Origin of the sequence: Kutzneria sp. NPDC052558 (assembly GCF_044547355.1) — a bacterium.
Taxonomy (GTDB): Bacteria; Actinomycetota; Actinomycetes; order Mycobacteriales; family Pseudonocardiaceae; genus Kutzneria.
In genome coordinates this window covers 16,883-38,397 of sequence record NZ_JBIUAG010000003.1, presented here as the reverse complement: position 1 = coordinate 38,397, position 21,515 = coordinate 16,883, and the positions used below count along the sequence as shown (strand labels likewise).

The 21,515-nt window shown below is 72.2% G+C and carries 22 protein-coding genes; 7 read left to right on the top strand and 15 right to left on the bottom strand.

Annotated features, from left to right (window positions below):
* Positions 1-2 precede the first annotated feature (2 nt).
* Complete coding sequence (ptsP, locus tag ACIG5F_RS06620; RefSeq protein ID WP_396516431.1) at positions 3-1,661, top strand: phosphoenolpyruvate--protein phosphotransferase; 1,659 nt, start codon at positions 3-5, stop codon at positions 1,659-1,661.
* A 33-nt stretch (positions 1,662-1,694) separates the two neighbouring features.
* On the opposite strand, the gene ACIG5F_RS06615 is transcribed toward ptsP, so the two are convergent.
* Positions 1,695-2,327, bottom strand: coding sequence for a response regulator (locus ACIG5F_RS06615; protein WP_396516870.1), 633 nt, complete (start codon positions 2,325-2,327; stop codon positions 1,695-1,697).
* 11 nt (positions 2,328-2,338) lie between these two features.
* Positions 2,339-3,493: a MacS family sensor histidine kinase gene (gene macS / locus ACIG5F_RS06610; RefSeq protein ID WP_396516430.1), complete on the bottom strand. Its 1,155-nt coding sequence runs from the start codon at positions 3,491-3,493 to the stop codon at positions 2,339-2,341.
* A gap of 137 nt (positions 3,494-3,630) precedes the next feature.
* Between macS and ACIG5F_RS06605 the strand changes: the two genes are divergently transcribed.
* Entirely contained in the window at positions 3,631-4,827 is a 1,197-nt protein-coding gene (locus ACIG5F_RS06605; protein WP_396516429.1) for a GGDEF domain-containing protein, read from the top strand.
* Here ACIG5F_RS06605 and ACIG5F_RS06600 read toward each other — a convergent pair.
* Positions 4,824-5,966 (bottom strand): AI-2E family transporter, encoded by a 1,143-nt coding sequence (locus ACIG5F_RS06600; RefSeq protein WP_396516428.1) that lies wholly within the window; start codon positions 5,964-5,966, stop codon positions 4,824-4,826. The genes ACIG5F_RS06605 and ACIG5F_RS06600 overlap by 4 nt on opposite strands.
* A gap of 198 nt (positions 5,967-6,164) precedes the next feature.
* Between ACIG5F_RS06600 and ACIG5F_RS06595 the strand changes: the two genes are divergently transcribed.
* Together ACIG5F_RS06595 and ACIG5F_RS06590 are read left to right on the top strand one after the other, a co-directional pair.
* Positions 6,165-7,052 (top strand): hypothetical protein, encoded by an 888-nt coding sequence (locus ACIG5F_RS06595; protein ID WP_396516427.1) that lies wholly within the window; start codon positions 6,165-6,167, stop codon positions 7,050-7,052.
* A 200-nt stretch (positions 7,053-7,252) separates the two neighbouring features.
* Positions 7,253-10,672, top strand: coding sequence for a beta strand repeat-containing protein (locus ACIG5F_RS06590; protein WP_396516426.1), 3,420 nt, complete (start codon positions 7,253-7,255; stop codon positions 10,670-10,672).
* Positions 10,673-10,724: 52 nt separating this feature from the next.
* On the opposite strand, the gene ACIG5F_RS06585 is transcribed toward ACIG5F_RS06590, so the two are convergent.
* Together ACIG5F_RS06585 and ACIG5F_RS06580 are read right to left on the bottom strand one after the other, a co-directional pair.
* Entirely contained in the window at positions 10,725-11,579 is an 855-nt protein-coding gene (locus tag ACIG5F_RS06585) for a diguanylate cyclase domain-containing protein (protein WP_396516425.1), read from the bottom strand.
* Positions 11,580-11,690: 111 nt separating this feature from the next.
* Positions 11,691-12,566, bottom strand: coding sequence for an exonuclease domain-containing protein (locus ACIG5F_RS06580; RefSeq protein ID WP_396516424.1), 876 nt, complete (start codon positions 12,564-12,566; stop codon positions 11,691-11,693).
* Positions 12,567-12,601: 35 nt separating this feature from the next.
* Between ACIG5F_RS06580 and ACIG5F_RS06575 the strand changes: the two genes are divergently transcribed.
* Genes ACIG5F_RS06575 through ACIG5F_RS06565 form a run of 3 tightly spaced genes read left to right on the top strand, consistent with a single transcriptional unit; the run spans position 12,602 to position 13,983 of the window.
* Positions 12,602-12,895 (top strand): hypothetical protein, encoded by a 294-nt coding sequence (locus tag ACIG5F_RS06575; protein WP_396516423.1) that lies wholly within the window; start codon positions 12,602-12,604, stop codon positions 12,893-12,895.
* Complete coding sequence (locus ACIG5F_RS06570; protein WP_396516421.1) at positions 12,892-13,065, top strand: hypothetical protein; 174 nt, start codon at positions 12,892-12,894, stop codon at positions 13,063-13,065. Before ACIG5F_RS06575 ends, ACIG5F_RS06570 begins: the two co-directional genes overlap by 4 nt.
* 9 nt (positions 13,066-13,074) lie before the next feature.
* Positions 13,075-13,983 (top strand): oxidoreductase, encoded by a 909-nt coding sequence (locus ACIG5F_RS06565; RefSeq protein ID WP_396516420.1) that lies wholly within the window; start codon positions 13,075-13,077, stop codon positions 13,981-13,983.
* Here ACIG5F_RS06565 and ACIG5F_RS06560 read toward each other — a convergent pair.
* From ACIG5F_RS06560 to ACIG5F_RS06515, 10 genes are all read right to left on the bottom strand, one after another.
* Entirely contained in the window at positions 13,964-14,341 is a 378-nt protein-coding gene (locus ACIG5F_RS06560; RefSeq protein WP_396516419.1) for a VOC family protein, read from the bottom strand. The two genes, ACIG5F_RS06565 and ACIG5F_RS06560, sit on opposite strands and share 20 nt — an antisense overlap.
* A 144-nt stretch (positions 14,342-14,485) precedes the next feature.
* Positions 14,486-15,304 (bottom strand): class I SAM-dependent methyltransferase, encoded by an 819-nt coding sequence (locus ACIG5F_RS06555; RefSeq protein ID WP_396516418.1) that lies wholly within the window; start codon positions 15,302-15,304, stop codon positions 14,486-14,488.
* The gene (locus ACIG5F_RS06550; RefSeq protein WP_396516417.1) at positions 15,301-15,639 is read right to left on the bottom strand and encodes a VOC family protein; all 339 of its coding nucleotides are present in this window, start codon (positions 15,637-15,639) and stop codon (positions 15,301-15,303) included. The genes ACIG5F_RS06555 and ACIG5F_RS06550 overlap by 4 nt, the downstream gene beginning before the upstream one ends.
* Positions 15,636-15,806 (bottom strand): ribbon-helix-helix protein, CopG family, encoded by a 171-nt coding sequence (locus tag ACIG5F_RS06545; protein ID WP_396516416.1) that lies wholly within the window; start codon positions 15,804-15,806, stop codon positions 15,636-15,638. Before ACIG5F_RS06545 ends, ACIG5F_RS06550 begins: the two co-directional genes overlap by 4 nt.
* A gap of 1 nt (position 15,807) precedes the next feature.
* Complete coding sequence (locus tag ACIG5F_RS06540) at positions 15,808-16,917, bottom strand: serine hydrolase domain-containing protein (protein ID WP_396516415.1); 1,110 nt, start codon at positions 16,915-16,917, stop codon at positions 15,808-15,810.
* A 52-nt stretch (positions 16,918-16,969) separates the two neighbouring features.
* Positions 16,970-18,160, bottom strand: coding sequence for a cytochrome P450 (locus tag ACIG5F_RS06535; RefSeq protein WP_396516414.1), 1,191 nt, complete (start codon positions 18,158-18,160; stop codon positions 16,970-16,972).
* A gap of 13 nt (positions 18,161-18,173) precedes the next feature.
* Positions 18,174-18,965, bottom strand: coding sequence for an ABC transporter permease (locus ACIG5F_RS06530; protein WP_396516413.1), 792 nt, complete (start codon positions 18,963-18,965; stop codon positions 18,174-18,176).
* Positions 18,962-19,891 (bottom strand): ATP-binding cassette domain-containing protein, encoded by a 930-nt coding sequence (locus tag ACIG5F_RS06525; protein ID WP_396516412.1) that lies wholly within the window; start codon positions 19,889-19,891, stop codon positions 18,962-18,964. Before ACIG5F_RS06525 ends, ACIG5F_RS06530 begins: the two co-directional genes overlap by 4 nt.
* 3 nt (positions 19,892-19,894) lie before the next feature.
* Entirely contained in the window at positions 19,895-20,740 is an 846-nt protein-coding gene (locus ACIG5F_RS06520; RefSeq protein ID WP_396516411.1) for a DUF4097 family beta strand repeat-containing protein, read from the bottom strand.
* A gap of 72 nt (positions 20,741-20,812) precedes the next feature.
* Entirely contained in the window at positions 20,813-21,337 is a 525-nt protein-coding gene (locus ACIG5F_RS06515; RefSeq protein WP_396516410.1) for a YlcI/YnfO family protein, read from the bottom strand.
* Positions 21,338-21,515 lie beyond the last annotated feature (178 nt).

The following is a 21,515-nucleotide window of genomic DNA, read 5'->3' as shown; positions in this document are numbered from 1 at the left end:
CCATGTCGAGCGCGCGACTCAAGGGTGTCGGGGTGAGTGCGGGCCGGGCCTCCGGCCCGGTCGTGCGGGTCGCGGACCCGCTGCCGGAGCCGGCGGCGACCCCGGCCCCCGCCGATCCGGCGGCCGAAGCGGCCCGGATCCGGCCGGCGGCCGACGCGGTCGCGGCCCGGCTGACCGAGCGCGCCGACGCGGCGAGCGGCGAGGCCAAGGCGGTGCTGGAGACGACGGCGGCGATGGCCGCCGACCCGTCGCTGGCCAGCTCGGCCGAGAAGCTGGTGACGGCCAGGTCGCTGCCGGCGACCCGGGCCGTGTTCGAGGCGGCCGAGACCTTCGCCTCGGCGCTGGCGGCGGCCGGCGGCTACATGGCCGAGCGGGTCCGGGACATCCGGGACGTGCGCGACCGCATCGTCGCCGAGCTGCTGGGCGTCGAGCCGCCCGGCGTGCCCACGCTGACCGGCCCGACGGTGCTGGTCGCCCGCGACCTGGCGCCGGCCGACACCGCCGGGCTCGACCCGAGCAAGGTGCTGGCCCTTGTCACCGAGGAGGGCGGCCCGACCAGCCACACCGCCATCCTGGCCCGTTCGCTGGGCATCCCGGCCGTGGTCGCCACCACCGGCCTGCTGTCCCTGGGCGAGATCAAGGGCCTGATCGTGGACGGCGACACCGGCGTGGTCGAGGCGCCCGCCGGCCGCGTCGAGATCGTGGCCGCCTCCGCCGGCGCGCAGGCGCACTGGGACGGCGTCGGCATCACCCGCGACGGCAACCGGATCAAGGTCCTGGCCAACGTCGGCTCGGCCAATGACGCGACCACCGCGGCGGCCAACGGGGCCGAGGGCGTGGGCCTGTTCCGCACCGAGTTCTGCTACCTGTCGGCGACCGACGAGCCGTCCGTGGCCGACCAGACCGCGGCCTACAGCGCGGTGCTCAAGCCGTTCGCCGGCAAGCCGGTCACGGTCCGCACCCTGGACGCCGGCGCGGACAAGCCGCTGGCCTTCCTCGCTCCCGACCCGGAGCCCAACCCGGCGCTGGGCGTGCGCGGCCTGCGGGTCGCCTTCACCCGCACCGACGTGCTGGACCGGCAGCTGGAGGCGATCGCCGCGGCGGCCGCCGACACCGGCGCGCAGGTCCAGGTCATGGCCCCGATGGTGGCCACCGCCGAGGAGGCCAGCTGGTTCGCCAAGCGGGCCCGCGCCGCCGGCATCGCCAAGGTCGGCGTGATGATCGAGGTGCCGGCGGCGGCGCTGTCGGCCCGGGAGATCTTCGACGTGGTCGACTTCGTCAGCCTCGGCACCAACGACCTGGCCCAGTACACCTTCGCCGCCGATCGCCAGGTCGGCGCGGTGGCCACGCTCAACGACCCGTGGCAGCCGGCCCTGCTGCGGCTGATCGCCCTGGTCGGCAGGGCCGCCGGGGAGACCGGCAAGCCGGCGGGCGTGTGCGGCGAGGCCGCCGCCGACCCGCACCTGGCGGCGGTGCTCGTGGGCCTGGGCATGACCAGCCTGTCGATGAACGCCGGCGCGCTCAACCGAGTCGGCGCGAACCTGGCCGAGGTGCACTTCGACCAGTGCCAGCTGGCGGCCAAGGCCGCGCTGGCCGCCCACGACCCGGAGCACGCCCGGCTGGCCGCCCGCGCGGCCCTCACCGCACGCCGCCAGCACTGACAGCCGGGGCCCCGCGCCCACCGGCGCGGGGCCTCAGCCGTGGTCGAGGCCGTGCTCGATGGCGTAGCGGGCCAGCTCGACCCGGTTGTGCAGTTGGAGCTTGCGCAGCGTGGACTGCACGTGGTTCTCCACGGTCCGCGGCGAGATGTGCAGGCGGTCGGCGATCTGCTTGGACTTCAGGCCCTTGGCCACCAGCCGCAGCACCTCGGTCTCCCGGCCGGTCAGCTCCGGCGTGGGCGCGGGCCCAGCCGGCTCGGCGGCCATCCGCCGGTACTCGCCGAGCACCAGCCCGGCCAGCCCGGGAGTGAACACGGTCGCGCCCTCGGCGGTGCGGTTGACCGCGTCGACCAGCTCCTCGACGGACGCCGACTTGAGCAGGTAGCCGGACGCGCCGGCCTTCACCGCCTCCAGCACGTCGCTGTGCTCGCCGCTGGCCGACAGCACCAGCACCCGGGTCTCGGGCAGGGCGGCGACGATCTGCTGGGTCGCCTCGACCCCGGTCTGCTTGCCCAGATTGAGGTCCATCAGCACGACCGCGGGCCGCACGGTGCGGGCGATGCGCACGGCGGACGCCGCGTCGCTGGCCGTTGCGACCACCTGGAAGCCGCGTTCCTCCAGGTCACGGGCCACGCCGGCCCGCCACATCGGATGGTCGTCGACCACCATCACCGACACGCTCACGCTGCTCCCCCCGTCGGCACGTGCATCTCCCACTCGGTGCCCTCGCCCGGGGCCGTGGTCAGCTCCACGGTCCCACCCAGGTCGGCGATCCGTCCCCTGATCGACTGCGAGACGCCCAGATGTCCCTCGGCCTCGGCGACGGCCAGCCGGCCATCGGCGATGCCCACGCCGTCGTCGCGAATGCTCAGCACCACTTCGCCGCCGAGATCCTCCAGCAGCACCCAGGCCCGCGCCCCGGCCCCGGCATGTTTGTCCACATTGGACAGCGCCTCGCGGGCGGCCGCGGTCAGCTCGCCGGCGGTCACCTGCGGCACCAACACCGGGGTCGCCGGCGCGGCCACGGTGATCTCGGGCGTGGCCATCAGCTGCACCCACTGCCGCAGATCGGTGTCGCCGTCCACAGTGGACTCCAACGGCCCGGACGCGATCAGCGACCGCAGCGCGATCTCCTGCTGCCCGGCCAACTCGGCGATCTCGGCCGCCTCGCCGCCGACCTCCAGCCCGCGCTTGCGCACCCGGGCCAGCACCTGGAGCACGCCGTCGTGGATGGAGCGGGCCAGCCGCTCCCGCTCGGCCGTGGCCGCCTCGGTGCGCAGCGCCTGCCGCACCCGCGCGGCCGAGTTGCGGGTCGACTCCGAGGCCACGCCGACCACGAAGCTGACCCCGATCAGCAGCACGGTGTCCTCGGCCAGGTAGACGTTGAAGTAGCCGCGCGGCAGCACGTTGACCACGGCGGTGATGCCGCCGAACAGCAGCCCCCAGTACCGGCCGCCGTAGAGCGCGCCGCCCACCGGCGGCCCGCTGGACCACAGAGTGGTGATGATCTGGCCGTTGGCCTGGAGCTGGGCCGGCCCGACGATCGGCACCGAGCTCATCATCAGCAGGGTGTTCAGCACCAGGTCGGCGATCACCAGCTGGGGCCGCCGGCCCGCGGGCGTGAGGTAGGCGAAGGTGAGCACTCCCGTCCACACGGTCATCACGCCGATGACAATCCAGGCCGCCCACGGCGTGTTGTAGGTGTGCACGTTGATCCAGATGCTGCCCAGGGCGAATGCCCAGGTCACGATGCGTAGCACGATCAGCCCCCGCCAGAACGGCGTGGCCGGATCGTCGTCGGGCCTGATCCCCGGAATGGCTGGTCTGCGGCTCACCACGTGCTCCCTCCCCGCGGACATCCTGCCGTGACCGGGTGGTTCCCGGTATCCCTGACCGGTGGACTTATGCACACGTCACGGAGTGTGCGAGCCTGTCGGACGTCGGGTGGTGTTGTCGGGAAACGGACTTCCTCGTGCGCGACTGGTCGATGTGGACCCTGCCGAGGCCCGCGCTGGTCTACTGGCTCGCGGTGGACCTGGCGGCGCTGGCCGTCGGTGGCTACGTCCTGGCCGCGACCGACCCGCCGAGCCTGGCGGACCTCGGGCGGTTCGGCGCGATCGCCTGCACCGGCCTGGTGGTCATCGTGATCACCGCCGTGGCCACCCAGCTGTCCAACGAGACCCGGCGCAACCCGTGGGCGCTGCACATCTGCTACCTGTCGGCCGGCGTGCTGGTGCTGCCGCCGAACCTGGTGCTGCTGCTCCTGCTCGGCCCCGCCCTGTACGGCGTGCTCGGCGCCGGCCCGCAGGCCCACCGCTGGCTGTTCACCCTGGCCGCCACCACCCTGTCGGTGTTCGCCGCCCGTCTCACGGTCGGCTGGGAGCACCCGAGCTGGGATTTCGGCGTGCTGATGCTGGGCGGCGTGGTGCTGCTGATGACCAGGGCCGTGCTGGTGGCGGTCGGCCTGCGGCTGCGCGCCCCGGCGGCGGCCGCCGACGAGGTGTTCGGCGAGCCGATCGACGTCGTGCTGGGCATCGTGGCCGCGAGCACCGGCGGCCTGGTGGCGATCGCGGTGCTGACCGACCCGGTCCGCGCGCTGCTGGCCGGCCCGCCGATGTTCCTGCTGGAACGGGCCGCGCAGCTGCCGCAGTGGCGGCGCTCGGCCCAGCGTGACGCCAAGACCGGGCTGTCCAACGCAGTGCACTGGGATCTGCGGGCCCGCGACGAGTTGTCCAAGGCGTCCTCCCGGCGGCGGCCGGTGGCGATGCTGCTGCTGGACCTGGACCACTTCAAACGGGTCAACGACCGGGTCGGCCACCTGGCCGGGGACGCGGCGTTGGCCGCGGTGGCCCGTGAGCTGCGCGGCGCGGTCCGGCACGGGGACGTGGTCGGGCGGTTCGGCGGCGAGGAGTTCGTGGTGCTGCTGCCCGACACCGGCCCCGGCGTGGCCGAGTCGGTGGCCGAACGGGTCCGGCACGCCATCTCGGTGCTGCGGGTGGCGACCACCGCCGCCGACGGCCACGCCCACATGCTGACCGGGCTCACGGTCAGCATCGGAGTGTCCACTTCGGACCGTTACGGTTACGACGTCTCGGCGCTGCTGGTGGCGGCCGACTCGGCCCTGTTGTCGGCCAAGGGCTACGGCCGCAACGTCGTCGCCATGGCCTAGCCCTTGCCGTTGTGCCCGGGCTCGACCTTGGGCGGTCGGGTCGGGTCCACTTCGGACGGATCGACGCCCTGGTCGTGCAGCAGCGAGCGGATGCCGGAGTTGAGCACGGCCAGGATCGGCACCGACATCAGCGCGCCGGCGATGCCGCCGAAGGTGAAGCCGGCCGCGATCACCAGCACCACCGCCAGCGGGTGCAGCTGCACGGCCCGGCCCAGCAGCAGCGGCTGGAGGATGTGGCTCTCCAGCTGCATCACCGCGATCACGATGGCCAGCACGATCAGCGCCGACACGAAACCCTTGGCCACCAGGGCCACCAGCACGGCCACGGTGCCGGCGATCACCGCGCCGATGATCGGGATGAACGCGCCGAGGAACACCAGCGCGGCCAGCGGCACGGCCAGCGGCACGCCGACGATGCCGATGCCGATCCCGATGCCGACGGCGTCCACCACGGCCACCGCGGCGGTGGCCCGCACGTACCGGACCAGCGAGGCGAAGCCGCGGCGGCCGGCCACGTCCACCCGAGGGCGCACGTCGGCCGGGATGATCCGGACCATGAACGACCAGATGCCGCTGCCGTCGTGCAGGAAGAAGATCGTGGTGAACAGCACCAGCAGCACGCCGGTGAGCACCTCGGTCACCGTGGCGGCGGTGCTCAGGGCGCTGGTGGTGATGGTCAGCTGGTTGTCCTGGATCAGCTTGATGATCTGGTTGGGCAGGTCGAGCAGCTGCGAGTCGGGGATGCGCAGCGGCGGGCCCTCCAGCCACTGCTTGATCTGGGTGACCGAGCTGACCACCTGCTTCTGCAGGTCGGGCAGGCCGCCGATGAACGCGGTGATCACGCCGTAGAGCACGCCGCCGACCAGCGCGATGCCGCCGATCAGCACGATGGCGGTGGCCACCCCGCGCGGCACCTTCCAGCGCACCAGCTGGGCCACCGCCGGCGCGAGCAGCGCCGCGAGCAGCATCGCGATGGCGACCGGGATGATCACCACCGCCAGGTAGCCGACGACCCAGGAGATGAGCCAGACCGCGCCGGCGACGGCCAGCAGCCGCCAACTCAGCGCGGCGCTGACCCGCAGCACCTTGGGCACGGACTGGCTGACGTCCTCGGGACGGCCGGGCCGGGGCGAAGTCACACGATCACCTTATGGGCCCGGCCTCCCATCCGCACTGTTCACACCTTCAGGGGATCTTGTCGGGTGAGGGCTGCGCGGCCGTCGGGAAACTGACAATCTCTCGGCGTCGACATCGCCGCCATCACCGTGGCGATCTTGGATGTCGGCGTTTCCCCAGGCGAGCGGAAGAGGATCTTCATTTTGTCGACGGACGGGCACGTGATCACGGGAGGCAGCCGGCTACGCCGCGCGCTCACCCGTGCGCTGCTGACCGTCGGCGGCGCGGCCGGCCTGACGGCCGCCGCGTGGTGCCTCTCCGCCGCCACCGCGTCCGCGGGCACGCTCGGCGGCCACCTCGCGGTGGTCGACCAGGCCGGCCACGCGGTCGTGACGCAGGACCACTCGCCGGAACCCGCATCAGCGGACGACGGGGTGCACGAGATGGCCCGCGCGGTCGCGACCGCCAGCAAGCCGACCGTGAGCTCGCTCGTCGACGAGCACCAGCCCCTGGTGACCGAGGCGAATCTGCCCTCGGCCACCGATTTCGACCGCTTCGCCCACCAGGTCCAGGACGATTTCGTCCAGGTGGGGCGGCACGTGGCCGCCCCGGCCCCGTCCGCGCTGGTGGGAGACTCGGTCACCCTGGTGCGCCACGTTGTCCAGTTCCCGCTGGACAGCCTGCCGGTGCGGCTGCCGATCCCGATGATCGGCGAGCTCTCCGACGTGTTCACGACGACCGACGGCACGCGTCAGACCGTCTCGTCGGACGGGGTCTCCCCGGCCGGCGCGGCCGCTGGCGCCAGCTCCGCGGCCGTCGTCGACCCGTCCGCCGTCACCGCGCCCACTGTGCGGCACCAGCTGCCGCCGCACCGGAGCTCGGACCTGTCCGGCCCGAGGAACTCCACGCCGATGCCGGCCGCGCCCGCCCCGGCGCCGCTGGCCCCGTGCTGCTTCGGAACCGGTGGAGCCGGCGCTGCCGGCGTCCCCAACCCCGAGCAGCTTCCGTTCGGCACCATCCTCGGCGCCGCCGCGTACCGGTCCCTGGTGGCCACCTCGCAGTCGGTGTCGATGCTGACCGGCAAGCAAGCCGGCATCACGCCCGACTGATTTCTGCGCGCGGCTGGCGGTCGCAGGGCTCTGGCCCGCACCGTGTCACGGTCCGTGCGCATTCTCCTGCGCCGTTCCAGTCGCGCTGACGACCCGGGATGCACCCACCCCCCTCAGCTAGGTGCATCCCACTTCCCCCGGGTGGCCGTTGCCCCCGGTCACCCGTCAGCCCCGCAAGGGACTAACCCGAAGGAGAAGTAATGCAGACGTGGGCGAAGCGCGGACTTCAAGCCGCGCTCCTCACCGGTGGCTTCATCGCCGTCGGCACCGGCATCGCCAACGCCTCCGAGGCTCAGCCGGCGCACCCGCTGGGCGTCCCCGCCGCGGACCTGGTCGACGTCAACGTCAAGGTGCCGATCGCGGAGCAGAACAACCAGCTGGGCACCGTGCTGGGCAAGACCGACCTGCCCGGCATCAGCCACACCGTGAGCACCCGCGAGCTCACCGGCAAGCTGGCCCCGCACCCGCTGGCGACGCAGGCGAAGAACATCCCCGTCGCCGTGCCGGGCAACATCAGCCGCGGCAACACCATCCCGCTCGACGTGTGCGTGCCGATCGACATCTCCGGCAACGCCATCGGCGCCACCGGCGACGCGGCCACGGTCAACCACTCGAAGATCGGCTGCGAGGCCGAGTCGGTCACCACGACCACCGGCCACAAGGGCTCGATCGCCGGCAACATCATCGGCGTCGACCTGGGCCTGCCGGTCCAGCTGGACAACAACGCCATCGCCGCCGCCGGCAACGCGGCCGCCGCCGGCACCGCCGACGCGGCCACCGCGACCGGCACCACGCCGTTCATCAGCAACGGCGACAAGGGCACCCTGGCCGGCAACATCGTCGACGCCGCGCTGGGCGTCCCGGTCCAGCTGACCGGCAACGCCATCGGCGTCGGCGGCAACTCGGAGACCGCCTCCAAGGCCACCACCGACGTCGCCACCGGCGGCCTGCTGCAGAGCAGCGGCAACGGCGGCACGCTGGCCGGCAACCTGATCGGCGTGCCGCTGGGCCTGCCGGTCGAGGCCAACGGCAACGCCATCTCCTGGGTCGGCAACGCCGACGCCCGCAACCACAGCACGGGCGTGGTGCAGGCCGGCGACACCAACGAGGACGGCTTCTACGCCCTCACCTCGGGTGACCCGAGCACGCTGTCCGGCAACATCGCGCAGGCCCCGATCGTCAGCAAGGTGCTGCTGGCCGGGAACGCCGTCTCCTGGATCGGCAACGCCAACGCGCTCGGCGTGACCGAGAACGAGCTGGTCTCCGGCGGCAAGGCCGGCACCACCGGTGTGAAGTCGACCGGCTCCGGCAACATCGTCGACCCCGAGGTCGCGCTGCCCGTCGAGGTCTTCGGCGACGGCGTCACCTGGATCGGCACCGCGCAGGCGGCCGACCTGAACACGGTCTCGGCCATCACCGGCGGCAACACCTACACCGACGGCGACAAGTCCACCCTGGGCGGCAACCTGGTGCCGGTGCCGGTGGCCGGCGCGGTCGACGTGTTCGGCTCGGCCGTGTCCTGGATCGGCAACGCCAGCGGCACCGCGGGCAACGACTCCACGGTCGGCGCGGGCGGCTACAACGGCACGCTGGGCAACAGCGCGGTCGGCGGCGGCAACATCGCCTCCGTCCCGGTGGCGCTGCCGGCCGAGGTCTTCGGCGCGGGCGCCTCGCTGACCGGCAACGCGGACGGCCTGACCAAGGAGGTCAAGCAGGTCACCGCGGGCGACAAGACCAACACCAACGACGACCGCGGCACGGTCAGCAGCAACGCCGCCTCGGTTCCGGTCACCCTGCCGGTGCAGGTCTTCGGTGACGCGGCCGGCCTGGTCGCCAACGTCACCGGCGCCGCCAAGTCGCAGACCACCGCCACCGCCGGGCACGACGTGCAGGCCAACGGCGACAAGGGCAGCGTCTCCGGCAACGCCGCGCAGGTCCCGGTCTCGCTGCCCACGCAGCTGTTCGGCGACACCGCCACCCTGGTCGGCAACGGCGACGCCATCGCCGAGAACCTGACCAGCTCGACCGCCGGCGGCGACGTCGACGCGTCCGGCAAGGGCGGCTCCATCACCGGCAACATCGCCGACGTGCCGGTGGCCGGCGCCATCCAGGGCTTCGGCGCGGCCATCGCCGGCGCCGGCGTGGACAACGCCACCGCGCAGAACCTGACCAGCTCGATGGCCGGTGGCACCGACATCACCGGCGGCCAGGGCGGCTCGGTGGCCGGCAACATCGCGCAGGTGCCGCTGGCCCCGGTCGTGGGCGTGCTCGGTGACACCGTCACCGCCGCCGGCGTGGGCAACTCGGCCGCCGACAACAAGGTGTTCGACACCGCCGGCAAGGACGTCGTCACCAGCGGCACCGCCGCGGCGATCTCCGGCAACGTGGCCAAGGTGCCCGCCGCCGCGACCGCCCAGGTGCTCGGCGACGCGGTGACCCTCGGCGGCATCGCCAACGCCCTCGCGGAGAGCTACACCGACCCGTCGGCCGGTGGCGACACCACCACCTCCGGCAAGCTGGGCTCGGTCGCCGGCAACGTCGCGCAGGTGCCGGCCGCGGCCAACGCGCAGGTGCTGGCCGACTCGGTCGGCGCGCTGGGCAACGCCGCCAACGACACCAAGGCGTGGACCGGCAACTTCGCCGGCGGCACCACCCACACCACCGGCATGTTCGGCGCCATCTCGGGCAACCTGGCCCAGGTCCCGGCCGTGGCCAACGCCGAGGTGCTGGACGACGCCGTGGGCGCGGGCGGCCTGGCCTTCGCCAAGAACGCCACCTCGGTGGTCAACACCGCCGGCGGCGACTCGGTCACCTCGGGCGTGCTGGGCTCGGTGGCCGGCAACCTGGCCTCGGTGCCCGTCGTCGCCGACGCGCAGGTCACCAAGGACGCCGTGTCCGCGGCCGGCCAGGCCTTCGAGGCCGGCACCAACAAGGCGGTCGACCTGGCCGGTGGCGATGTCGCCACCAACGGCACGGCCGGCTCCATCTCCGGCGACCTGCTGAGCGTCCCGGTGGGCGCGATCGCCGGTGTCATCACCGACGCCGTGACCGTGGGCGGCATCTCCGGCACCAAGGGCGCGGACGTGCTCGACGTGGCGTCGGGCGGCAGCCAGGCCACCGCCGGCGCCATGAAGACGCTGTCCGGGCTGAACGGGCACCTGCCCGTCGGCGCCCTGGTGCAGGTCTTCGACGTGCCGCTGGCCGTGTTCGGCACCGCGCTGGCCGCCGGCCAGAACGTGACCTCGGCCGTCGTGGGCGAGGAGCACCCGGCGCTGGACCTGCCGATCACCAGCAAGGGTCTGATGGGCGCCCGTGAGCTCCCGTCGCTGCCGACCGCCGGCCTGCCGCTGGCCGGCCTGGGCGTGGACAGCATCATGGGCCTGACCAGCCTGCTGCCCGCGGGCGCGCTGCCGGGCCTGCCGGCCCAGGAGCGCGACCTGCCGGCTCTGTCGGGCACGCTGCCGACGGAGAACCTGGTTCCGGGCGCGCACCTGGCGCAGCTGCCGAACCTGCAGGGCCTGAAGGTGCAGCCGAACGTCGCCGGTGGCGAGCGTGACCTGCCGGGCATGGACCTGCTGGGCGGCCTGGGCTCGATGACCGAGGGCCTGCACCTCGGCTGAGTCTGAGTAGCTGACAGCAAGAACCCCCGGGCAGCCAGCCCGGGGGTTCTTGCTATGTGGTCCGCAGTCTCTTCTCCACGTGGGCGATCACCGTGTGCACCGGGGCGGAGCCGTCGCTGGTCGCCCAGCACACCCGGACCTTGGGATGCAGCCGCACCTTGCCCACCGCCACCGTCCGCTCGCACAGCTCCCGGACCCGGGCCGCGATCGGCTCGCCGGTGCCGCACGGATGCTCGGCGACCACCGCGAACTCGTCACCGCCGTAGCGGGCCACGGTGTGGTCGTCGCGCAGCCCCGAACGCAGCCGGCCGGCCAGCACGGTCAGCAGCCCGTCGCCAACGTCGAAGCCGTGCTCGGCGTTGACCTCGGCCAGCTTCCGCACGTCCACCAGCACGAACGTGCTCAGCGAACCGTTGGTCCGGGACCGGGTCAGCGACTGCTCCAGCCGGTCCAGCAGCAGCGCGCGGCTGGGCAGCCCCGTCAGCGGATCGACCAGCCCCCGGCTGTGCGGCACGTCGGTGTGCACCGGTTGCAGCACGGTCAGCACGCTCGGCCGGCCCCGATGGCTGACGGCGTGGAAGTCGGCCCACAGCCGCGAGCCGGCGACGCCGTCCCGCACGATCACCATCGGCACCGCGAGCCGGCCGTTGCCCCGCAGCACCTGCGCGGTCAGTTCCGCCCCTTGGGGCAGCGGCGCGCCGGAGTCGTCGCACACCCGCCAGCCGACCGGGCGGCGGTTGCGGAGCAGATCGGCCCGGCTCAGCCCGAGCAGGTGCCCGGCCAGGCTGTTGGCCGCCAGCACCGCCCCATGTTCGTCTTGCAGCAGCACCCCAACGGGCAGCTCGGACACCAGCTCGTCCCAGACCGTCCCGATGGTGGCCGGTGCCGCCGTGTCCACGGCACTCATCGCCAGTTGCCACCTTCCTCAGCGGGGAGGCTTCGCGCTTCGAGCCTGCCCCCGAGACGCGGTGAATGACAAGGGGCCCGCTCCACCCGTACCGGTGATCTTTGCCGTGTTTCAGGTGATCAGGGACTCGAACAGGCCGGCCGACACGATCGGCACCCCGTACCGGCGGGCCGCGCGGGCCTTGGTGGACATGGTTTCCGGGTCGGCCGCGACCAGCAGCGCGGTCTGCCTCGTGACGTAGCCCGCATTGACCCGCAGGCCGGCCGCGAGTGCCCGTTCGACCAGCTCAGACCGGGGCAGGTCGGCCTGTCCGGTGAACACCACCAGGTCCCCGATGCGCAGTGAGGGAACCTCACCTGTCGGCGCCGGCGGCACGTAGCTGCCCCGCCGGTACTCGGCGACCTCGTCCGCCGGCAGCGTCGGCCAGGCCCAAGTCGACGCCGCGGCAAGCAGATCCGTCCACGGCTCCGGCCGCCCGGCCTGCGTCAGGTAGTGCGACAACAGTCCGGCCGCGGCGCGGGCGTCGTCCAATGCCGAGTGCGCGTCCCGCAACACGACGCCGGCCGCGTCGCAACTGGCCTTGAGCGACCGTCCACTGCGGTGCGGCAGGTACGCCGCGCCCAACGCCATCGTGCACAGGCCCAGCTCGGCCGACACCGGCGCCGGCAGCCCGAGCCGGTCGAACTCGGCGGCCAGGAACCGGGCGTCGAAGGCCAGGTTGTGCGCCACCATCACCCGCCCGGCCAGCCGCGCCGCCAGCGATCCCGCCACCTGCGCGAAGGACGGCGCCCGCCGCGCGTCCCCCGCCCCAATCCGGTGAATGTGCTGCGGCCCGAGATCGCGCCCGGGATTGACCACGGTGCACCACTCGTCGGTGATCACGCCGGTCCGGTCGACCCCCACCACGGCCACCTCGACCACCCGATCACGGCCGGCGGCCGCGAATCCCGTCGTCTCGACATCAACGACCGCATAGCCATCCGACACACGGAGAAGTTACAAGCTGTGCCACGATGGCTCGCGTGAGGTGGCTCGAAGCGTCCACGCCGTGGCTGATCGCGGTGATCGTGTGCTGGGTGGCGGCCGGGCTTGTCGAGTTCCTGCTGATCCGTCCGCGCGAGAGGGTCGCGTTGGAGGGCAAGGGTTGTCCCTACTGCGGCACGCCGTGGAACGGGCTGAAGGCGTGCGCCAACTGCGGGCGGGATCTGGTCCGGGAGCAGAACCACGTCGTCACCCGGGTGCTGTTCACCCTCGGCGCGCTGGCCACCGGGCCGGTGATCGGCATCCTGGTCGTGCACCTGCTCACCGGGAAGTGACTCAGGCCAGCCAGGTGCAGCTGCTCATCGAGTACGACCCGCAGCCGCCGCTGGGCGGCATCGACTGGGACGAGGTGCACATCGAGGCCCGCCGGCCGGTGGTCGACAAGTGGCTGGAGACGGGACTCGCCGATCACCCGAAGCTGCTGGCCGAGCTGCTGGGCTCGTAGTGTTGGGGCATGAGCAAATGGACCACGGCTGACCTGCCCGATCAGGCGGGCCGGGTCGCCGTGGTCACCGGGGCCAACACCGGGGTCGGCCTGGCCACCGCCAGGGCGCTGGCCCGGGCCGGCGCCACCGTGGTGCTGGCCTGCCGGGACCAGGACCGCGCCGACGCGGCGGCGGCCGCGGTCGGCGGCGAGCCGGTGCTGCTGGACCTGGGGTCGCTGGCCTCGGTGCGGGCCGGCGCGGAGCGCATCACCGCCGCGCACCCGCGGATCGACCTGCTGGTCAACAACGCCGGCGTGATGATGACGCCGCGGGGCCGCACCCTGGACGGGTTCGAACTCCAGATCGGCATCAACCACCTGGGCCACTTCGCCCTCACCGGCCTGCTGCTGCCGGCGATGCTGCCGGTGGACGGCTCGCGGATCGTCACCGTGTCCAGCAACGCCCACCGGACCGGCGAGATCAACTTCGACGATCTGAACTCCCGCGACCGCTACCGGCCGATCGCCGCCTACGCCCAGTCCAAGCTGGCCAACCTGCTGTTCGCCTTCGAACTCCAGCGCCGGCTGGCCGCCGCCAAGGCCCGGCCCATCTCGGTCGGCGTGCACCCCGGCTCGGCCCGCACCGACCTGGCCCGGGACAGCCCCCGGGTGGTGCGGTGGCTGCTGGGTTCGCCGCTGATGTCGTGGATGGTGCAGGACAGCGAGCAGGCGGCGCTGCCGACACTGCGCGCCGCCACCGATCCGGCCGTGCGTGGCGGCGACTTCTACGGGCCTGACGGCTGGAACGGCTTCAAGGGCCATCCCGTGCGCACCGCCTCCTCGCCCCGGTCGCTCGACGCGGTGGCGGCGCGCCGACTCTGGGAGAAGTCGGAGCGCCTGACCAGCGTCGTCTATCGGTTCACAGGTACGGGCGGGTGATCATCTCCAGGCCGTGCCCGGCCGGGTCGAGGAAGTACACGCCCCGGCCGCCGTGCTCGGTGTTGGTCTGGCCCGGCCGCTTGAAGAACGGATCGGCCGCGTAGGCCACGCCCTGGTCGACCAGGCGCTGGAAGGCCCGGTCGAACAGCTCGTCGTCGACGAGGAAGGCGTAGTGGTGCAGCTGGATCTCCGCCAGCGGCGGCTCGGCGAACTGGATGAGCACCCCGTCGCTCATCTGGATGTTGGTGAACGGTCCCCAGGACGGGGCCTCGGGCAGCTCGAACAGCTCCCGGTAGAACCGGGCGGTGGCCTCGCGGTCCTGGCACGGGATGATGGTGTGGTTGAACGTGACTGGCATACGGATGCTCGCTTTCGGTTGTGGTCCAACGGATCGGGGGTTGACGTCCCCGATCGGGAGGGCCACGCGAGCGCCCACTCAGCGATCCACCGGATCGCCCTTCCGTGAATGGCGCAAGGCCGGTCCGGTGCTCACGTCACCAGCTTATCCCGTGGTGGCAACCAGAATATCCTCGCCGGTGGACGGCCTGAACCCGTCGGCGCGGCCGGCGAAGTACCGGTCGGCGATGTCCGGCCCGGACACGTTCTCCACCTCGGCGAAGCCGGCTTCCCGGGCCGTGGCCAGCATTTCCGCCGGCCGGTAGAAGCTGACGAACGGCGTCTTCGACGACCGTGCGCCGTTGAACGACATCGCCCGCCCCGGCTGGTCCCGCGCGTCGATCAGGTCCGGCTCCAGCAGATAGGTCATCACCAGCGTGGTCCCGGGCGCGAGGGAGGCGACCTTGGCCAGCGTGGCCGCGTTCGCCGCCTTCGTCAGGTACATCGACACGCCGGTGGACGCCACGACGGCCGGCTTGGCCGGGTCGAAACCGGTGTCCACCAACCGTTGCAGCCAGTCGTCGCCGGCCTCGAAGTCCACCGGCACCAGGGTCGGGACCGGATGGCCGGTGTCGACCAGCCGCCGGCGCTTCCACGCCTGCGTCCGCGGCTGGTCGATCTCGAACACCTGCCGTTGCCCGGGGTTGCGCTGGGCGAACGTGTCCAGGCCGGCCCCGAGGATCACGTACTGCCGGGCCGGGTGGGCGGCGACCAGGTCCTCCACGAACCGGGCCCGGCCGATGATCGAACCCCGGAATCCGGCGGTGGCCCGGGGATCCATGTCCGCACGTTGACGCCAGCCGTCTTCCGGATCGGCCAGTTCGAGGCCGATCCGGTCGACGAAGACGTGCGGCTCCTGGTCCACGTCCACGTGCATGGCGCGCCACAGCGCCACCCGCACCGCGGTGCTGTCTGGCTCGGTCACTTGGCCGGCGCCTGTAGCGTCCAGGTCCGGCCGTCGGGGTCCCGGACGACCATTTCCCTGGTGCCGTAATGGGTGTCCTCGAACGGCGTGACGACCTCGACGCTCGGGTCGAGCCGGACCTTGCTCTCGTCGGCCACCTTGAGCACCAGTCGCGTGCTCGGCTCCTGCGTCGGCACCTCGGCCACGAACACCGGCGGCCCGTCGTCGGCCACCAGCTGCCCCGAGTTGTGGTCGGTCTCGAAGTCGAGCCGGAACCCCAGGTCCTGGAAGAACTTCGCCGTCCTGCCCCAGTTGTGGGTGGTCAGATAGACCGCCCCGATGCCGTCCGTGGTCATGCCGGTCCCTCCCCTTGCTCGTGCTGGCCGTGGGAGTCGAGGTAGGCCCGCAGCGCGTCGGCGACCAGCGCCGACAGCGACCGGCCCTCCTCCACCGCGTGATGCTTGACCTGCTTGATCAGGTCGAGCGGCAGGTACACGTTGAACTGCTTGACGTCCTCGCCCACATTAGGATGCTAGCATAGTAGCCATCACCAGGCCGAGCCCCCTCTCGTCGCCGGTGGTCCCACCGGCCATCTTGTTCATCGTGTAGGCGAAGGTCAGGCGGGCGTCCATGTCGATCAGCGCCAGCGAACCGCCCGAGCCGCCCCAGTAGATCGTGTGGGGATTGGGCATGATGCCGCCGTTCACGGCGAAGCCCAGACCCCAGCGGATCTTCGTGCCGAGCAGCAGGTCCGGCCCCTCGACCTGCACCTGGAGCGCCCGCCGGCAGCCCGCCTCGGACAGCAGCCGCTTGCCCTTGGCCTCGCCGCCGTTGGCCAGCAGGGCGTGGATCTCCGCCACCGACCGGGCGTTGCCGGTGCCGTTGCCGGCCGGGATCTCCGCGCCCCGCCAGGCCCTGGTCCTGGTGACGGTCGGGTCCACGTCGGGATTGGTGGCCGCGTTGAGCTGGATCTCGGTGCTGTGGTCGGGATCGAACGGCGAGACCACCGCCGGCGGGATCAGCTCCGCCACCCGGTGGTCCTGCGACGCCGGCAGCCCGATGTGGAAGTCCGCGTCCAGCGGCTCGGCGATCTCCTGCCGGAACACGGTGCCCAGCGAGAGCCCGGTGATCCGGCGAACCACCTCGCCGACCAGGTATCCCTGGGTCACCACGTGATAGCCGCCGGCGGTGCCCGGCTCCCAGAACGGCTCCTGCCGGGCCAGCAGGGAAGTGGCCTTCTCCCAGTCGTACAGGTCGTCCACGGTGATCGGCTCCCGCCAGCCCGACAGGCCCGACGAGTGGCTCATCACCTGCGCCACCGTCACCGATTCCTTGCCGGCCGCGGCGAACTCCGGCCAGTACCGCGCCACCGGCGCCTCGAACTCCAGCTCACCCCGGTCGGCCAGCAGCAGGGCCGTCAGCGCGGTCATCGTCTTGGTCACCGAGTAGACGTTGACGATCGTGTCCCGCTGCCACGGCCGGGTGCGGGCCGCGTCGGCGAACCCGCCCCACAGGTCCACCACCGTCTCGCCCTCGACCGTCACACAGACCGAGGCGCCCACTTCATCGTTGTCCTCGAACGCCTGACGCACCGCGGCAAAGCGGTTGTCGGCGAACCCCTCGCTTGTGGTCACACGGCAGTGTCCGGCCGGCCCGCCGCCGTGCTCCAACCATTTTCCGCCGACCCTACGGCCGACCGGTCGAGTCCCAGCTGACCGGAAGCCTGCGCACGCCGTAGATGTTCTGGTGGCCGGGCCGCAGCTCGACCGCGCCGGCCAGCCGCAGCGTCGGGAAGCGGCGGAACAGGGCCGGGAAGGCGACCCGCATCTCGACCCGGGCCAGCTGCTGGCCGAGGCACTGGTGGATGCCGTGCCCGAAAGTCAGGTGCCCCACGGCATCCCGGCTCAGATCGAGGCGGTCCGGGTCGGCGAACCGCTCGGGATCGCGGTTGGCGGCCAGGATCGAGAACGTCACCGACTCGCCGGCCCTGATCAGCTGCCCGCCGATCTCCACGTCCGCCAGCGCCGCCCGCACCCCGGTGTGGGTGATGGTCAGGTAGCGCAGCAGCTCCTCCACGGCCCGGTCCGGATCGGCCAGCAGCGCCTCGACCTGACCCGGATTCTCCAGCAGGGCAAAGGTTCCCAGCGCCAGCTGGTTGGCGGTGGTGTCCAGGCCGGCGCCCAGCAGGAACGCGCCGATGCCGGCCAGCTCCTCGTGCGTGAAGTCGTCGCCGGCGGCCAGGTCGCTGAGCAGGTCGTCGGTCGGCGCGGCCCGCTTGGCCGTGACCAGGTCGCCGATGTAGGCCATCACCGAGCCGTAGGCGGCGTACATGTCCTCGGGCGCGCCGTCGGGGTTGAAGATCGCCTCGATGAGCCGCTGGAAGGTCTCGCGCTCCTCGTACGGCACGCCCAGCAGCTCGCAGATCATCACCGCCGGCACGGGATAGGCGAAGGCCGGCACCAGATCCACCGTCGGGCCACGCTCGGCCATGGCGTCCAGGTGCTCGGCGGTGACCTGCTCGACCCGCTCGGTCAGCTGCCGCATCCGGCGCACGGTGAACTTGCCGATCAGCTGCTTGCGGAAGCGGGTGTGCTCGGGCGCGTCCATGCCGGTCATGTCGCCGGGCGGCGCCGGCGGCAGCGACTCCAGGTTCTCCATGCCGGGGAACGGGAAGTGGGCCAGCTCGTAGCGTGAGCTGAAGCGCTGGTCGGCCAGGATGGCGCGGGTCTCGGCGTAGCCGGTGGCCAGCCAGCCCTCGTGGCCGTCGGGATAGGTCATGCGCGCCAACGGGTTCTGCGCGCGGGTCGCGCCCAGCCGGGAGTGCGGGTCGAATGGGCAGCCGGTCTCGCGGGTGACCAGGGCATCGTTCAGGGACATCGCGGATTTCCTTTCACCGGGCGTATTCGCGGTTGAACAGGCGCTTGGACCACAGGTAGCCGGTCAGGGCGATGCCGGCGCACCAGGCCAGCGCGATCCAGCCGTTGTCGCCGACCGGCCGGTCGGCGACCAGCCCGCGCATGGTCTCGATGATCGGCGTGAACGGCTGGTGCTCGGCGAACCAGCGCAGCCCGGCCGGCATCGAGTCGGTGGGCACGAAGCCGCTGCCCAGGAACGGCAGCAGCACCAGCGGCATGGGCAGGTTGCTGGCCGTCTCCACGCTCTTGGACACCTGGCCCAGCGCCACGGCCAGCCAGACCAGGGCGAACGTCACCGCCAGCAGGAAACCGGCCAGCAGCAGCCAGTTCCCGACGCCCGCGGCCGGCCGGAAGCCGACCAGCAGGGCCACCCCGATCACGATGACCAGGCTGATAACCGTCTGGATCACACTGCCGAGCACATGCCCGGTCAGCACCGAGACGCGGGCGATGTGCATGGTCCGGAACCGGGCGATCACCCCCTCGGTCATGTCCATGGCGATGGAGATCGCGGTCCCCTGCACGGCCGAGGTGATGGTCATCAGGATGATCGCCGGCGTGATGTAGTTGGCATACCCCGAACGGTCCCCGCCCATGCCCGCGCCGAGCGTGCCGCCGAGCACGTAGACGAACAGCAGCATGAACACGATCGGCATCCCGACCAGCATGAACGTCATCGACGGGTAGCGGAGCATGTGCTTGAGGTTGCGGCGCAACATGGTCGTGGAGTCGCGCAGCGGATGCGACCGCAGGTCCACGGTGGTCATCGGGCACTCACCTTGTCCGGCCCGGTCAGGGCCAGGAAGACGTCGTCGAGATCGGGGGTGTGCACGGACAGCTCCTCGACGTGGACCCGGCCGTCGAGCCGGTCGATGAGCGTCTTCAGCGAGCTCAGGCTGCCGTCGCTCGGCACCCGCAGCGCCAGGGCCTCGTTGTCCCGCACGGCCCCGACCAGCAGGCTCATCGCCGCGTCCAGGCCGCTCGGGTCGGCGAAGCGCAGCCGCACGTGCCCGCCGGGGATGCGGCGCTTGAGCTCCTCCGCGGTCCCCTCGGCCACCAGCCGCCCGTGGTCGAGCACGCCGATCCGGTCGGCCAGCTCGTCGGCCTCCTCCAGGTACTGCGTGGTCAGGAAGATCGTCACACCGCCGGCCACCAGGTCCCGCACGATCCGCCACATGTTCCGCCGGCTGCGCGGATCCAGGCCGGTGGTCGGCTCGTCGAGGAAGATCACCCGAGGGCTCCCGACCAGCGTCATGGCCAGGTCCAGCCGGCGGCGCATGCCCCCGGAGTACGTCGCCGCCGGCTTGCCGGCCGCCTCGACCAGGTCGAACACCGCCAGCAGCTCGGCCGCCCGCCGCCGGCCGTCCCGCCGGGGCAGGTGGTGCAGGTCGGCCATCAGCAGCAGGTTCTCCTCGCCGGTGAGCAGGTTGTCCACCGCCGAGAACTGACCGGTGACGCCGATGGCCGCCCGCACCGCGTCCGGCTCGCGGGCGATGTCGTGCCCGGCCACGCCGGCCACGCCGCCGTCGGCGTTGATCAGCGTGGACAGGATGCGGACCGTGGTGGTCTTGCCGGCACCGTTGGCGCCGAGCAGCGAGTAGACGGCGCCGGCCGGCACCTCCAGATCGAGGCCGTCGAGCACGACCTGATCGCCGTACGACTTGCGCAGGCCGGCGACGGTGATCGCGGACATGGCTCAGGCCCGGTGGATGGTGATGGAGCCGAACGCGGTGTGCCCCTGGACCTTCACGGTCTCGTCGGAGTCCTCCGGCCGGTCGGCGCTGGCCAGCTGGTTATGCACCTGGCCGAAGCCGGTGTTGACCTCCAGCCAGGCGGCGGTGCCGGCGGCGATGCCGATCTTCAGGTCGCCCATCGACGTGGAGAGCGTCGCCAGGCCCCGAGCCACCTCGCCGACCCGGACGCTGCCGTTGGCGGTCTTGGCGTCCACGCTCGCGCCGGCCCGCTCGACCGAGATGTCGCCGTTGGCCGAGCGCACCCGCACGTCGCCGGTGACCGCGCCGATCTCGGTCTCCCCGTTGGAGTTCTTCACCGTCAGCGTGCCGTCGACGTCGCCGATGCGGACCTTGCCGGAGCTGGTGCTGATCTCGGTGTTGCCGCCGGCCCGCTCCGCGCCGAGGTGGCCGGCCGAGGTGGTCAGCCGCAGCGCCCCGGCCCGCTCCACCTGGGCGTTGCCGGCCGAGGACTTGAACTCGACGTCGCCGAGCCGGCCGGTGGCGTACAGGTCGCCGACCGCGGTCTCGCCGTGCAGCCGCGAGCCGCTGGGCAGCTCGATGGACACCTCGACCGACCTGGTCTTGCGGGAGAAGTCGAACATCCGCGGCTTCGGCCCGACGATGGTGAGCACGCCGTTGGCGTAGTCGACGCGGACCTTGCCGGCCGCGTCCACATCGGACTCGTCGGACAGGGAGCTGGGCTGGACGTCGACGACGGTGTCGGCGCGGTCGCTCGCGGCGATCCGCACGCTGCCGACGCTCAGGTCGACGGTGACCGAAATCGGCTCGGGCGTGTCGAAAGTAGGCATGGCTGTCCCCTCGAAGTGTGTCGGTGAAGCGTCTCCGCAGGTCGGAGACGTGTGGGTGAAACGAGTTCTAGGTCAGCGGACCCAGCCGGTGAGGCTCTGCCGGTTGCGCGGCGTGCTGCCGCGGGCCGGCTCCGGACGCTGGTCGCGGTGCAGGCCGGCGGCGGCCGCGCGGACCAGCCAGGCGTTGACCGAGCGGCCCTCCTTGGCCGCCGCCTCCTCGATCTGCGCCTTCAGGGCCTCCGGCAGCCGCACGTTGATGCGGGAGCTGGGGCCGTCGTCGGAGATCGGCACGTTCCCCTCGGCCGTGCCGATCTCCGACGGCTCCTCCGTGGCGGCGTCCGGGGCCCGGTCGACGGGCGGCGTGGTCACCACGAACTGCGGGTCACGCCCGCGCAGCCGCAGCTCGACCGACCCCGGGGCCAGGTCCCGGGTGATCTCGTCGGTCGCGGCCGAGAGGGCGTCCAGCAGGGTCATCCGGATCGCCGACTCCAGCGGTCCGGTCAGGCGCTCGACCAGCGCACGCGACTCCTCGCCGCCGGCTTCGGCCAGCGTGGCGAACTCGCGGCCGAGGTGGTTCACATACGAGGTCAAGTCCATGGCACAACTATGACACACGAGTGGCACCATCGCAATGCCAACTTGGCTCAACTTGTGCCACGGGTGGCACCGGTTAGGTAAAAGTGCTGGTCGGAGGCGTGTGCCAGCTTGGCTCAGGTGGTGCCATCAGTGTTGGCCGATCCACGTCGCCGAGCTTCGACCTCGCCGCCGCCCGCCC